The following is a 12,263-nucleotide window of genomic DNA, read 5'->3' on the forward strand; positions in this document are numbered from 1 at the left end:
GGACATTCGCGGAGCGTCCTGGCACCACAACTGCAAGATCGACGCGGGGGTCATCGGGGCTCCCGGAGGGTGCGGGCGGACCTCGCCAGGGCGGCGGCCACGGTCGGTTCGTCCACCGTGGACAGGGCGCCCTCCTGGACCACGGCGCGGCCGCCGACCAGGAGGAGGCGCAGCGGGGCCTGCGGGCCGAAGACCAGGGCCGCGACCGGGTCGGCGATGCCGGCGTGGCCGAGGCCGTCGAGCCGCCACAGCGCCACGTCGGCCAGCTTGCCGGGCTCCAGCGAGCCGAGCTCGTCGGCGCGACCCAGGCAGCGGGCGCCGCCGATGGTGCCCAGCGCCAGGGACTCGCGGGCGGTCAGGGCGGCCGGGCCGCCGCGCAGGCGGGCGAGGTACAGCGCCTGGCGCAGCTCCGGCCCGAGCTGGCCGGCCTCCTGGGAGGCGGCGCCGTCGACGCCGAGGCCGACCGGCGCGCCGGCGTCGAGGAGGGCCCGGACCGGGGCGATGCCGGCCCCGAGCCGGCCGTTGGAGCTGGGGCAGTGGGCCACGCCGGTGCCGGTCGCGCCGAGCTTGGCGATCGCGCCGTCGTCGAGGTGCACGGCATGGGCCAGCCAGACGTCGTCGCCCAGCCAGCCGAGCTGCTCGGCGTACTGGACCGGGGTGCAGCCGTGCACCTCCCGGCAGTACGACTCCTCCTCGATCGTCTCGGCGAGGTGCGTGTGCAGCCGCACGCCCTCGGCCCGGGCCAGGTCGGCCGCCTCGCGCATGAGGCGCGGGGTCACCGAGAACGGGCTGCAGGGCGCCACCGCGATGCGCACCATCGCGCCGGGCGAGGAATCGTGGAAGCGGTCGATCGCGGCCTTCGTCGCGGCGAGCGCGGCGTCGGTGTCCTCGACGACGGTGTCGGGCGGCAGGCCACCGTCCTTGACGGAGAGGTCCATCGAGCCGCGGCACGGGTGGAACCGCAGCCCGACCGCGGCCGCCGCGTCGATCTCGGCCGCGAGGACGTCGCCGCCCTCCCGCGGGAAGACGTAGTGGTGGTCGGTGGTCGTCGTGCAGCCCGACAGCGCCAGCTGCGCGAGCCCGGCGGACGCGGCGGCGTGCACGATGCCGGCGTCGAGACGGGCCCAGATCGGGTACAGCTCGGTGAGCCAGCCGAACAGGATCTCCTGCTGGGCCAGGCCGCGGGTGGCCCACTGGTAGAGGTGGTGGTGGGTGTTGACCAGGCCGGGGGTGGCCAGGCAGCCGGTGCCGTCGACGCGGGTGACGCCGGCGTGGCCGCCCGGGTAGGTGCCGGGGCCGACGGCCACGATCCGGTCGCCCTGGACGACGACGTGGCCGTCGGCGTACTCGGTGCCGGCGCCGTCGACGGTGGCGACCGCGCAGTGCTCGATGACGATCATGACGCCGCGGCCAGCTTGACGGCGGCCACGATGTGCTCGTAGCCGGTGCACCGGCACAGGTTGCCGGCCAGCGCCTCGCGGATGTCCGGCTCGCTCGGGCGCGGGTTCCGTTCCAGCAGATCGTGTACCGCGACGACGAGGCCCGGGGTGCAGAACCCGCACTGGACGGCGCCGGCGGCGAGGAACGCCTGCTGGACCGGGTGCAACGCCTCCGGGGCGGCCAGCCCCTCGACGGTCCGGACCGCCCGGCCCTCCGCCTGCCCGGCGGCGACCAGGCAGGAGCAGACCGGCACGTCGTCGAGGTACACCGTGCACGAGCCGCACTCGCCCTGCTCGCAGGCGTTCTTGGCGCCCGGCAGGCCGAGCCGCTCGCGCAGCACGTAGAGCAGGCTCTCGCCCGCCCACACGTCGTCGGCCCGCATCGGCTCGCCGTTGACGGTCACGTTCACCCGCATCGGTACTCCTCCCACGCCCAGCGCAGCGTCCGTCCACCGAGGACGGCGAGCGCGTGCCGCCGGTAGCCGGCGCTGCCGCGCACGTCGTCGATCGGCCGGGCCGCCGCGCCGACCAGCTCGCCGAACCGGCGCACGGTCGCCTCGGGCAGCGGCTCCCGGCTCTCCCAGGGCAGTTCGGCCCCGAACGACTCGGCCTCGGCCGCGCGCAGCGGGGTGGGGCCGGCCGAGCCGATGCCGGTGCCGACGCGCCGCTCGGCGGGGTGCAGCGCGAGCGCGAACGAGCAGACGGCGATGACCATGGCGTTGCGGGTGCCGACCTTGGCGAACTGCTGCGGCCCGCCGGACGCGGGCACGAGGAACGCGGCGATGAGCTCGTCCCGGGCCAGGGCGCTGCGCTTGGGGCCGACGAAGAAGTCCTCGACCGGGATGGTCCGCACGTGCCGCACGGACGCCACCTCGACCAGCGCGCCCGAGGCCAGCAGCGGCGGGTGGGCGTCGCCGGCGGGGGAGGCCGAGCCGAGGTTGCCGCCGACGGTGCCGCGGTTGCGGATCTGCGGCGAGCCGACCGTCCGGGCCGCCATCGCCAGGCCGGGCAGGCGGCCGCCGAGCTCGTCGATGAGGCGGCGGTACGTGACGCCGGCCCCGATCCGCAGCCGGTCGCCGTCCGCCGACCACGCCCGGAGTTCGGCGACGCGGGTGAGGTCGAGCAGGGCCGGCGGGCGGCGGCGGTCGAAGTTCAGCTCGACCATGACGTCGGTCCCGCCCGCGATCGGCACCGCGTCCGGATGCTCGGCCTTGGCGGCGAGCGCCTCGTCCCACGTGGACGGTCTCAGAAACTCCACACGACCTCCTCCGGCACCTCCACGCCGTCGCGGCGCACGACGCCCTCGATCAGCCCGTACGGCCGGTCGGCGGCGTAGTAGACCTCGTTGGGATTGTCCAGCCCGAACGGGGTCAGGTCGACGAGGAAGTGGTGCTTGTTGGGCAGCGACAGCTTCACCTCGACGACCTCGGGGCAGCGCTCCAGGACGCGGGATCCCATGCCGTACAGCGTCTGCTGCAACGCCAGGCTGTGCGTGTCGGCGAACGCCTCCACCAGCGCGCGCTTCGCCGCGCCGGGGTCGGCGCCGTCGTGGCGCCAGGTGGCGTTGACCGAGGTGGCGAGGATGCGGTCGGCGGTCTCGGGCAGCGTGGTGTAGCGGTCCTTGACGAAGCCGTGGAACTCGGAGTCGGTCGTCTTCAGCAGGACGAGATCCCTGACCCCGCTGACGGTCTGGGTCCCGTGGGGTCCGTGGTGGACGGTCGCGGTGCGGGTCTCGGCGGTCCTCTCGAAGGTGTGGTTGCCGTCGACCTTGCGCCAGAGGTACTGCTCGATGGAGACCCGGGCCTCGCGGATGCTCTCCTGGCTCGCGACGAAGTGCTCGGCGAGCCGCTGCGCGAAGGACTCGATGCTGTCGATGCCGTGCTGCCGGGCGAAGGCGTAGACGGTGTTCTTCTGGGTGTCGGTGGGCAGCACGTTGCTGTTGTCGCCGGTGAGGTGGCTCGCGGCCAGGTCGCCGCGCAGCGCGACGCTGACGTTGAGGTCGGTGAGCTCGTCGCCGCCGGGGCGGCGGTCGACCCGCACGATCCGGATCTCGGCCTTGCCGTACTGGTTGGATCCCAGCATTCAGCTCCCCCGGTAGGTCGAGTATCCGAACGGGCTCAGCAGCAGCGGGACGTGGTGGTGGCGCTCGTCGACGACGGTGAACGTGATGGCGACCTCGGGGTAGAACGCGTCGGGCCCGTGGTACGCGAGGATGTCGAAGACGAGGTGATACCGGCCGCGATCGGTCGGGCCGTCCCATCTGATCCGTCCGTCGGTGTCGGTGCGCCCGGCACCCAGGACGGTGCCGTCCTTCTCCAGGCGGATCGGCACCCCCGCGGCCGGCACTCCGCGGGCCGTGTCCAGCACGTGGGTCGAGATGCTCAAACAGTCACCAGCCGCTCCAGCCGTAGTTCGACGATCTTCCGCAGCTCGCCCCGCACGACGGTCTGCTCGGCCTCGTCGTCGTTGCGCAGCCGTCCGCGGGCCGCGGCGAGGATCTCCTCGGCCGTCCGGCCGCTGGCGAAGATCAGGAACAGGTGCCCGAACCGCTCCTCGTAGGCGCGGTTGACGTCCCGCAGCTCGTCCTCGGCACCCCGCACGCCGGACTGCTCGCGGCGCGACCAGGCGGCCTCCGGGTGCTCGCCGCCGGGTCGTTCGCCGATGCGCGGGTGGGCGTCGAGCGCCCGCCGCAGGTCGGCCCAGCCGAGGTCGTCGAACGCCGCGACTCCGGCGACGACCAGGTCGGCCGCTGTTACGTATGGCCGCCCGGCGACGACGCGGGCGGCCCAGCCGGGCGAGGCGCAGCAGGCCAGCAGGGCCTCGGCCGCAGCCTCGGGCGCCAGGTCGTTGAACCGGTCGAGCATGGCCCCCCTCTCGGTATCCTCGGCACCCTACTCCGAGGATGTTTCAAGTCCAGCCCTGCCGCGAACTGATCACGCGTCGCCGCCGGGCGGTCTGTGTCGGTGCCCGAACACTCCGATTATGCCCCTTTCGTCCGGCATGCGCCCCCGCTGTTGGGGCAACGGCTCGTGCCGCGCGGACGCGCCGCTCCGTGGCAGACTCGAACACATGGCCGATGCGTCGCTGCGTCCGGCCGTCGAGGTCGTCGCCGCCTCCGGGCGGGAGGTGCGCATCATCGACGGCCACCTGATCGAGGCCGGTGGGCCGCGCCGGCCGCTCGGGCATGACCTGCCCGAGCGCGGGGTCGAGGTCACCACCGGGCCGGACGGGTATGCCGCCCGGTGGGTGCGCAGCTCGTTCAGCCTGCCCGCGCTGGCCAGGATGTTCGCCGGCGGTGCGGCCGGCGGGGCGCTGTTCCGGCTGCTCGGGCTGCCCGGCGCGGTGCTCGGTGCGGTCGTCGCCGTGGGCATCGCCCGGTCGGCGCGGCCGTCGCCCGCGATCGACGTCGACCCGCGGGTCACCGTGGTCGAGGACGGGCCCGACCTGGTCGTCCGCAGCGCCTCGCTGCCCGCGTTGATGCTCACCGTCATGCAGCTGACCGGGGCCGAGGGGCCCGTCACGGTCAGCCCGGCGGTCGTCGCGGACCGGTCGCCCGGCGTGCGCCTCGACGACGTCGGCGGGCTCGAGGACGTGGTCGCCCAGTTCCGCGACGTGGCCGTGTCGTTCCGCCATCCGGACGTCATGGCCCGCTGGGGCGCGACCCGCCCGCAGGGCATCCTGCTCTACGGGCCGCCCGGCACCGGCAAGACGATGCTCGCCCAGGCCCTCGCCAACGAGATCGGCGGCGAGCTGCGCGAGATCCGCACCCCCGAGATCCTCGACAAGTGGGTCGGCAACTCGGAGAAGAACATCCAGCGGATCTTCGCCGAGGCCCGCCACCTGCGCGAGCCGACCGTCCTGCTGTTCGACGAGTTCGACTCCATCATCACCTACACGGGCCAGGCCTTCGACGCCGCCGGGCAGATGATCAACGCGGTGGCGGGCATCTTCAAGCAGGAGATGAACACGCTCATCGCGGAGAACCCCAACGTGATCGTCGTGGCCACGACGAACTTCCCCGACCGCGTGGACGCCTCGCTGGTCCGGTCGGGCCGCTTCGACCTCAAGCTCGCGGTGCCCGTGCCGGCCCGCCGCGCCCGCGCCGACATCCTGACCAAGCTGCTGCGCGGCCTGATCGCCCGCCACGAGACCCCGGGCTTCCGCATGTTCGCCGACGACGTCGACGCCGACGCGCTGGCCACCGAGTCCCCGGGCCTGACCGGCGCCGACCTCAAGGAGGCGCTGCGCCGCGCCCAGCTCGACAAGGCCATGCAGGAGGCCCGCTCGGGCGCCCCGGCGGGCCCGATCACCCAGGCCGACCTGCTGGCCGCCCTGACCAGGCTGCGGAGCTAACCGAGGCGCAGGCGCATCGCCGGGCCGGGCTGGAGCTCGAAGCCCAGCCGCTCGTAGACCGGGAGGCCGTCGTCCGAGGCGCGGAGGTTGACCACCGCGACGTCGTGGGCCGCGAACCAGGCCAGCAGCGCCCGCATGCACGCCGTCGAGTAGCCGCGGCGGCGGTACTGCGGGTCCGTCGCCACGTTGAACACGTAGCCGGCCAGGCCGTTCGGGTTGACCGGGGACGCCAGCCGCTCCTCGAAGACGCCCACCGCGCACGCCACCAGCCCGGGCGGCGACGGGCGGTCGACGACGAAGGCCGCGATCGGGGCGTCCGGCAGCGGCAGGCGGCGGCGCAGGGATGCGGCGGCGTTGCGGGACCAGTCGCCGGGCGGGGGAGCGGTGCCGTCGACCGACTCCATCATCACCAACCGCAGCCGGACGAGCTCCTCCGCGTCGTCCGCGCCTGCCCGCCGTACCGCCACATCCGGTGTCACGCCGTGAACCTAGCGGCGCCGCCATCGCCCCGTCAGGTGATTTACGGCCGGGCGTCGCGGTCCGGGCCCGGCGGCCGAGCACGCCGCCGCGCTCAGCCGGCCGCGAGCGCGAGCAGGTGGAACGCCTGGGCCTCGGCCGACACGCCCGGGCGGTCGAACGTCGGCGCGCCGCACACCGAGGTCACCCAGCCGTCGTCGACGAGCGGCGCGACCGCCTCGCGCAGCGACGCCGCCGTGCCCAGGTATGCGGCGGGGAGCCAGCCGTCGGCGACACCGACGCGGATCGTGTACTCGAGCATCTGCGCGACGTTCGCCTCCCGGAACGAGCCGGGATCGTCCAGCACGTTGCCGAACAGCCCGTCGGCGCGCCGGCACGCGAGGCAGGCGTCCAGCACCTCGCGGGCGTGCCCGGCCAGCGGCCCGGCCAGGGCGGGGTCGTGCCGGATCGCGCGGGCGATCCCGGCCGCGACCCAGCCGCTGCCGGTGCCCCAGTGCTCGGGCCCGGCCAGCGTGCCGGTCGCCTCGTCGTGCCGGGCCGCGTAGAGCCCGCCGGTGCACAGCCGGGCCCGGTGGCCCTCGACCTGGGCGACGGCGAGGTCGGGACGGCCGGCGAAGGCGAGCATCGGCACCACCATGTACACCGTGTCGGCCCACACCTCCGGCCCGCTGAGCAGGTGGAACAGCGTGCCGTCGGCGGCCCGCGGCGCCGCCGTGACGATCCAGTCGAGCTGGGCGGAGGCGGCGTCGGTCAGGTCCGCCAGTACCGCCGCCTCGTACAGCGCACCCGAGTTGACCGACCCGGCGTCGCCGCCGATGGTGCCCAGCCGGCCGTCGGCGCTGCGGTGCACGGCCGCGTCGCGGGCCAGCCGCGCGGCGAGGTCGCCGAGCCCGAGGTCCAGCAGGGCGTGGGTGGCCACGCCCTGCTCCCAGTTCTGCCGCTGCATGGCCAGCAGCGTCAGCAGTACCGGATGATCACGCATCCGCGACCGGCGTGAGCACGAAGACGGGGATCGTGCGGTCGGTCTTCTTCGTGTAGTCGTCGTAGTCGGGCCAGGTCGCCGTCGCCCGCTTCCACCAGGTCTCGCGCTCCTCGCCGGTCACCTCGCGGGCGGTGTAGTCCTTGCGGACCGGGCCGTCCTGCAGCTCGACCAGCGGGTGCTGGACGAGGTTGTGGTACCAGACCGGGTGCTGCGGCGCGCCGCCCTGCGAGGCGACCACCGCGTACTCCCCGTCGTGCTCGACCCGCATCAGCGGGGTCTTGCGGATCTTCCCGGACTTCGCCCCCAGCGAGGTCAGCAGGATGATCGGCCGCCCGCGCAGCGTGTTGCCCTCCGCGCCGTTCGTGCGCTCGAACAGCTCGGCCTGCTCGCGCGCCCAGTCGGTCGGGCTCGGCTCGTACTCACCGGTCAACGGCATGCTCGCTCCTTACGGCTGCTCATGGTCGGCTTCGACGGTACCTTTCTCATCCTCGGCGGGCGGCTCCGTGCGGGGCGCCTCGTCGGCCGGCTCCGTGCCGGGCGCCTCGCCCTCCGGCGTGGGCTCGCCGTCCGGGTGATGGGCGAGGTACCGCACCGCGGTGTTGCCGATCGCGAGCAGCGGCACGGCGACCAGGCCACCGACGATCCCGGCGACGACGACACCGGTGGTGATGGCGAGGATGATCGCCAGCGGGTGCAGGGCGACCGCCCGGCCCATGATGAGCGGTTGGAGGACGTGGCCCTCCAGTTGCTGGACGGCGATGACCACGCCGAGCACGAGCAGGGCGCTCACCGGCCCGTGGGTGACGAGCGCGACGAGGACGGCCACGGTGCCGGACAGCGTGGCGCCGACGACCGGGATGAACGCGCCGAGGAAGACCAGCGCGGCCAGCGGCAGGGCGAGCGGGATCCGCAGCACGACCAGGCCGATGCCGATGCCGACCGCGTCGACGAACGCGACCAGGACCGTGGCCCGCACGTACGAGGTGAGGGTGAACCAGGAGTAGTGCCCGGCCCGGGCGACCGGCAGCTGGGCCTGCCCGGGCAGCAGGCGGCACAGGAAGTGCCAGATCTGCGCGCCGTCGCGCAGGAAGAAGAACAGCGTGAACAGCACCAGGAAGAACCCGGTGAGCACCTCGCCGAGGGTCGTGGCGGTGCTCAGGGCGCCGGACGTGAGCGCGCCGCGGTTCGCCGTCACCTGCCGTTGCAACTGGTCGACCGCTTCGTTGAGCTGCCGTTCGGAGATGTGCAGCGGGCCGTAGGAGAGCCAGTGGCGGATCTCGTTCAGGCCGCCCCGCACCTGCCGAGCCAGGTCGTTGAACTGGGCGATGAAGGTGTAGACGATCACGCCGAGGCCGCCGAAGACCACGATGAGGCCGCCGACGAGCACGATCGCGGCGGCGAGCGAGCGGTGCATGCCGTGCCGTCGCAGCCACCCGGCCGCGGGTTCGAGCAGCGCGGCGAGCAGCAGCGCGACGGCGACCGGGATCACCACCAGCCGCAGCGCCGAGATCAGCTGGAGCAGCAGGTACGCGGCCAGGACGAACAGGATGATCCGCCAGGCCCAGGCCCCCGCGACCTTGATGCCGCGGGGGATGCCGTTCTCCACTGTGGACGCCGGGTGGACGAGCAGCACGTCCCCCTCGCCCGCGCCGGGGACGAAGGGTGGGACCGGGGCGCCCTTGCGGGCGGTGGTCAGCCGCGCCCGGGCCCGCTCACCGACCTGGGTGATCCATGTCGCCATGCCCTGGCCAGTACCCCCGGGCGGGCTGCTTCACGCTGGTTACTTCACCCGGTCGAACCGGCTGAACGCGTCGGGGTCGGAGTTGCTGGTCGTCCGCCAGATGTCGCCGGTGCAGGTGTACTTCGTGGGGTCGAGGTTGGGCTCGAGGTCGATGCGGCCCTTGTCGGCGCCGTTGACCGAGATGAGCACCGACGCGGTGCTCTCCTTGCCGGCGTAGCTGATCTGGTTGCCGTCGGTCTTGAGGGTCCACTCGGTCGAGCCGGAGAACGTCGCCGTGACCGTGCGGCCGTCCGGCGTCTTTCCACTGTAGACCGTCTTGGCGTCGTCCTCGATCGCGCTGCCGTCGGCGTTGATCGTCCACTGCTTGCCGCCGCCGGTCATCTTGATCGTGCCGAGGCTCTCGCGCGTGCCGACGTCGGTGTCGCCGAGCACGACCTGGCGCTGGTAGCCGGTCTGCTTCCACTTGCCGATCAGACAGGCGTCGACCGGGCCCTTCGGTGACGACGAGGCGGTGCCGGCCGCGACCGGGGTCTTGTCGTCGCCGCCGCGGGTGGTGGCGACGACGACCACGGCGACCGCCATGATCACGAGCAGCACGGCGCTGATGACGAGCGCGGCGAACCACCGGTTGCGCCTCGGCGGCGCCACCGGCACGGGCGCCTGGTACTGGGCCGGCGGCTGGTAGGGGCCGGGGTGCTGGTACTGCTGCTGGGGCGGCGCGCTGTACGGCTGGCTCGCGTAGGGCACCGTGGAGTACGGCTGTGCGGGGTACTGCTGCTGCTGGGGCGGATACTGCTGCTGGGGCGGGTACTGCTGCTGCGGCGGATACTGCTGGGGCGGGTAGGGCGGCTGACCCGGTGGCGGACCGTAAGCGCCGGTCTGGTCCTGCGGTTGCTGCCAGTGGTGCTGCGGGTCCACGACGGATCCTCCCCGAAAGTTCACGCTTGGTTCTTCAGGCGACCGTTGCGGACGGCCGCCGCGCTCCGGTCACCCGGCGCAGTTCGCCGTCGAGAATTACATACGTGGGCGTCTTTGCGCAGGTCGGTTGATCCGACAAAAGCCGCGAAACGTCAGGCCGATGACCTGCAGAATCCCACTTGGCGCCGATCGACCGACCCACAGGCCGGTGATTTGTGTGACCATCGAGCGGAACGGGTACCCATCGCGCACGGGCAGGCCCGTCGGAGGAGGTTGGGCATCATGCTCAGCGAGAGCGAGCAGAAGCGGCTCGCGGACATCGAAGCCGCGTTGCGTGACGACACGCGGTTCGTCAACGGATTCAACCGGGCCATGACCCGCCGCGTCACACCCCGTCGCGTGACCGCGGTCGTCATCGCCATCGCCGCCGTCGTCGGCGTCGTCATCGGGCTGGCCGCCAAATCCGTCCCCGGGGCGGTCCTGGCGATCTGCGCCCTCGGCGTGGCCGGCGGAGTGTGGACCTACCGGCCGTCCAACCCCGACCGGCCGGGCGACCCCATAAACCCCTGAAATAGTCTCCGCCAAACCCCCGGTGGTCGCTGGATCGCCGGGGGTTTCCATACCCCCGGGGAGGGGTCCGATCTTGCGCGCGGCCGGGCCGAGCGCGAGAGTTGTCCTGTGTTGCGCCCGATCGCCCGGCTCAAGGTGGCGCTGAACGGCGGCCGCCGGCCCGGCGAGCACCCCGCGCTGCCCTGCGCCCCGGCCGAGCTGGCCGTCGCCGCGCAGGCCGCCGTGGCCGCCGGCGCCGAGGCCGTCCACCTGCACCCGCGCCGGGCCGGCGGGACCGAGTCGCTCGACGCCGCCGACGTGGGCGCGGCCGTCGCGGCGGTGCGCGCGGTCTGCCCGGCGACGCCGATCGGGGTCACGACCGGCCTCTGGGTGACCGGCGGCGACGTGGCCACCCGCTCGCTCGCGGTCGGGGGATGGGCCGAGCTTTCGCGGTACGACCGGCCCGACTTCGCCTCGGTGAACGTCTCCGAACCGGGGTTCACCGAGCTGGTCCTCATGCTGACCGAGCTCGGGGTCGCGGTCGAGGCGGGCGTCTGGACGGTCGCCGACGCGGCCGCGCTGTCGATCGGGGCCACCCTGCCGCGGGTGCTGGTCGAGATCATGTCCCCGGAGACGGATCCGGCGGCGGTACTGGCCGCGCTGGAGACGGCCGGCGTGCGCGGCGAGCGGCTGCTGCACGGCGAGGGGGCGTCGTGCTGGCCGATGGTCGCCCTCGCGGGCCGGCTCGGCCTGCCGACGCGGATCGGCCTGGAGGACACCCTGACCGGCCCCTCCGGCGAGCCCGTCGCCGACAACGCCGAGCTGGTCCGGCTGGCCCTGTCGGTCTGGTCCTCAGCCGCGTAGCGACCAGGCCACGGCGCTGAGCACCGTGCCGAGCGGCGCGTCGAGCAGCAGCGTGGCCAGCCCGTCGCTCTTGGTCGCCCCCTGGTTGACGATCGCGATCGGCAGTCCGAGCTTGGCCGCCCGCACGACGAACCGCCGCCCGGACATGACGGTGAGCGACGAGCCGAGCACCACGAGCGCTGAGGCCTTCTCGACCAGCTGGAAACACGCCTGCACCCGGGGCGCCGGCACGCTCTCGCCGAAGAAGACCACGTCGGGCTTGAGCATCCCGCCGCACCGCACGCAGTCGACGATCGCGAACCCGGCGGCCTGCTCGTCGGTGAGGTCGACGTCGCCGTCGGGCTTGATCGCGTCGCTGGTGTGGTCGAACGCGGGATTGGCGCCGGCGAGCCGCTCGTGCAGGTCGGCCCGCCCGGAAAGGTCGCCGCAGTCGAGGCAGACGACCCGGTCGAGCCCGCCGTGCAGTTCGACGACGGGGTCGGCCCCGCCGGCCTGGTGCAGCCCGTCGACGTTCTGGGTGATGATCCCGCCGACGTAGCCCTGCCGCTGTAGCCGCCCGACGGCCTGGTGCCCCGCATTGGGCGCGGCCCGGGCGATGTTGTGCCACCCGAGGTGGCTGCGCGCCCAGTAGCGCCGCCGGGCGACCCCGTCCCGCGTGAACGTCTGGTACGTCATCGGCGTCGCCGGCCGCCGCATCCCGGTCGGTCCCCGGTAGTCCGGAATGCCCGACTCGGTGGACAGCCCGGCTCCGCTGAGGATCACGACGTCGCCCCGGGCGAACAGCTGGCTGAGCGCCCGCACCCCACCTTCCACGCGCTCAATGGTGCCCCACCCGCCGCCCCACCCGCCCGGGGCCGGCCTGGGCGGCTTCCCATGATCATTGGAAGTTTTTCCGGCTGCCGTGACAGCCGGCAGTCTCCACCGATCATGGGTGGGGCCG

General features: G+C 73.6%; 14 protein-coding genes and 1 pseudogene. 3 read left to right on the forward strand and 12 right to left on the reverse strand.

The window, feature by feature from the left end:
- Positions 1 to 50: 50 nt before the first annotated feature.
- The 6 genes and pseudogenes from IEZ31_RS02875 to uraD all read right to left on the reverse strand — a co-directional run.
- Complete coding sequence (locus tag IEZ31_RS02875) at positions 51 to 1,400, reverse strand: 8-oxoguanine deaminase (protein ID WP_190248122.1); 1,350 nt, start codon at positions 1,398 to 1,400, stop codon at positions 51 to 53.
- Positions 1,397 to 1,855, reverse strand: coding sequence for a (2Fe-2S)-binding protein (locus IEZ31_RS02880; protein ID WP_190248123.1), 459 nt, complete (start codon positions 1,853 to 1,855; stop codon positions 1,397 to 1,399). Before IEZ31_RS02880 ends, IEZ31_RS02875 begins: the two co-directional genes overlap by 4 nt.
- Positions 1,846 to 2,697, reverse strand: a complete 852-nt coding sequence (locus IEZ31_RS02885) for an FAD binding domain-containing protein (RefSeq protein ID WP_190248124.1) — start codon at positions 2,695 to 2,697, stop codon at positions 1,846 to 1,848. The genes IEZ31_RS02880 and IEZ31_RS02885 overlap by 10 nt, the downstream gene beginning before the upstream one ends.
- Positions 2,685 to 3,521, reverse strand: a complete 837-nt coding sequence (gene pucL, locus IEZ31_RS02890) for a factor-independent urate hydroxylase (RefSeq protein WP_190248125.1) — start codon at positions 3,519 to 3,521, stop codon at positions 2,685 to 2,687. The genes IEZ31_RS02885 and pucL overlap by 13 nt, the downstream gene beginning before the upstream one ends.
- Complete coding sequence (gene uraH / locus IEZ31_RS02895) at positions 3,522 to 3,824, reverse strand: hydroxyisourate hydrolase (protein ID WP_229834032.1); 303 nt, start codon at positions 3,822 to 3,824, stop codon at positions 3,522 to 3,524.
- Positions 3,821 to 4,306, reverse strand: a pseudogene (gene uraD / locus IEZ31_RS02900) (2-oxo-4-hydroxy-4-carboxy-5-ureidoimidazoline decarboxylase); the annotation flags it as partial. The gene uraH and the pseudogene uraD, both read right to left, overlap by 4 nt.
- Positions 4,307 to 4,508: 202 nt before the next feature.
- Here uraD and IEZ31_RS02905 point away from each other — a divergent pair.
- Positions 4,509 to 5,792 (forward strand): ATP-binding protein, encoded by a 1,284-nt coding sequence (locus IEZ31_RS02905; protein ID WP_229834033.1) that lies wholly within the window; start codon positions 4,509 to 4,511, stop codon positions 5,790 to 5,792.
- On the opposite strand, the gene IEZ31_RS02910 is transcribed toward IEZ31_RS02905, so the two are convergent.
- From IEZ31_RS02910 to IEZ31_RS02930, 5 genes are all read right to left on the reverse strand, one after another.
- Positions 5,789 to 6,271 (reverse strand): GNAT family N-acetyltransferase, encoded by a 483-nt coding sequence (locus IEZ31_RS02910; RefSeq protein ID WP_229834039.1) that lies wholly within the window; start codon positions 6,269 to 6,271, stop codon positions 5,789 to 5,791. The two genes, IEZ31_RS02905 and IEZ31_RS02910, sit on opposite strands and share 4 nt — an antisense overlap.
- A gap of 92 nt (positions 6,272 to 6,363) precedes the next feature.
- On the reverse strand, positions 6,364 to 7,251 hold the full coding sequence (locus IEZ31_RS02915) for a glycoside hydrolase family 88 protein (protein ID WP_190248128.1): 888 nt from the start codon (positions 7,249 to 7,251) through the stop codon (positions 6,364 to 6,366).
- A complete protein-coding gene (locus tag IEZ31_RS02920) occupies positions 7,244 to 7,687 on the reverse strand; it encodes a nitroreductase family deazaflavin-dependent oxidoreductase (protein ID WP_190248129.1) in 444 nt (147 codons plus the stop codon). The genes IEZ31_RS02915 and IEZ31_RS02920 overlap by 8 nt, the downstream gene beginning before the upstream one ends.
- 9 nt (positions 7,688 to 7,696) lie before the next feature.
- Positions 7,697 to 8,992, reverse strand: coding sequence for an AI-2E family transporter (locus IEZ31_RS02925; protein ID WP_190248130.1), 1,296 nt, complete (start codon positions 8,990 to 8,992; stop codon positions 7,697 to 7,699).
- Positions 8,993 to 9,031: 39 nt separating this feature from the next.
- Entirely contained in the window at positions 9,032 to 9,910 is an 879-nt protein-coding gene (locus tag IEZ31_RS02930; protein ID WP_190248131.1) for a lipocalin-like domain-containing protein, read from the reverse strand.
- A 282-nt stretch (positions 9,911 to 10,192) separates the two neighbouring features.
- Here IEZ31_RS02930 and IEZ31_RS02935 point away from each other — a divergent pair, with 282 nt between their 5' ends.
- On the forward strand, positions 10,193 to 10,480 hold the full coding sequence (locus tag IEZ31_RS02935; RefSeq protein ID WP_190248132.1) for a DUF3040 domain-containing protein: 288 nt from the start codon (positions 10,193 to 10,195) through the stop codon (positions 10,478 to 10,480).
- Between the two features lie 108 nt (positions 10,481 to 10,588).
- On the forward strand, positions 10,589 to 11,323 hold the full coding sequence (locus IEZ31_RS02940; RefSeq protein ID WP_229834043.1) for a 3-keto-5-aminohexanoate cleavage protein: 735 nt from the start codon (positions 10,589 to 10,591) through the stop codon (positions 11,321 to 11,323).
- Here IEZ31_RS02940 and IEZ31_RS02945 read toward each other — a convergent pair.
- Entirely contained in the window at positions 11,312 to 12,145 is an 834-nt protein-coding gene (locus IEZ31_RS02945) for an NAD-dependent protein deacetylase (protein WP_373294493.1), read from the reverse strand. The genes IEZ31_RS02940 and IEZ31_RS02945 overlap by 12 nt on opposite strands.
- Positions 12,146 to 12,263 lie beyond the last annotated feature (118 nt).

Origin of the sequence: Dactylosporangium sucinum (genome assembly GCF_014647515.1) — a bacterium.
In the GTDB taxonomy this organism is placed as follows: Bacteria; Actinomycetota; Actinomycetes; order Mycobacteriales; family Micromonosporaceae; genus Dactylosporangium; species Dactylosporangium sucinum.

Excerpts from the sequence above, each read along its gene's own strand:
- IEZ31_RS02875 (WP_190248122.1), bottom strand. The coding sequence starts at position 1,400 with ATGATCGTCATCGAGCACTGCGCGGTCGCCACCGTCGACGGCGCCGGC.
- IEZ31_RS02880 (WP_190248123.1), bottom strand. The coding sequence starts at position 1,855 with ATGCGGGTGAACGTGACCGTCAACGGCGAGCCGATGCGGGCCGACGAC.
- pucL (WP_190248125.1), bottom strand. The coding sequence starts at position 3,521 with ATGCTGGGATCCAACCAGTACGGCAAGGCCGAGATCCGGATCGTGCGG.
- IEZ31_RS02905 (WP_229834033.1), top strand. The coding sequence starts at position 4,509 with ATGGCCGATGCGTCGCTGCGTCCGGCCGTCGAGGTCGTCGCCGCCTCC.
- IEZ31_RS02915 (WP_190248128.1), bottom strand. The coding sequence starts at position 7,251 with ATGCGTGATCATCCGGTACTGCTGACGCTGCTGGCCATGCAGCGGCAG.
- IEZ31_RS02920 (WP_190248129.1), bottom strand. The coding sequence starts at position 7,687 with ATGCCGTTGACCGGTGAGTACGAGCCGAGCCCGACCGACTGGGCGCGC.
- IEZ31_RS02925 (WP_190248130.1), bottom strand. The coding sequence starts at position 8,992 with ATGGCGACATGGATCACCCAGGTCGGTGAGCGGGCCCGGGCGCGGCTG.
- IEZ31_RS02935 (WP_190248132.1), top strand. The coding sequence starts at position 10,193 with ATGCTCAGCGAGAGCGAGCAGAAGCGGCTCGCGGACATCGAAGCCGCG.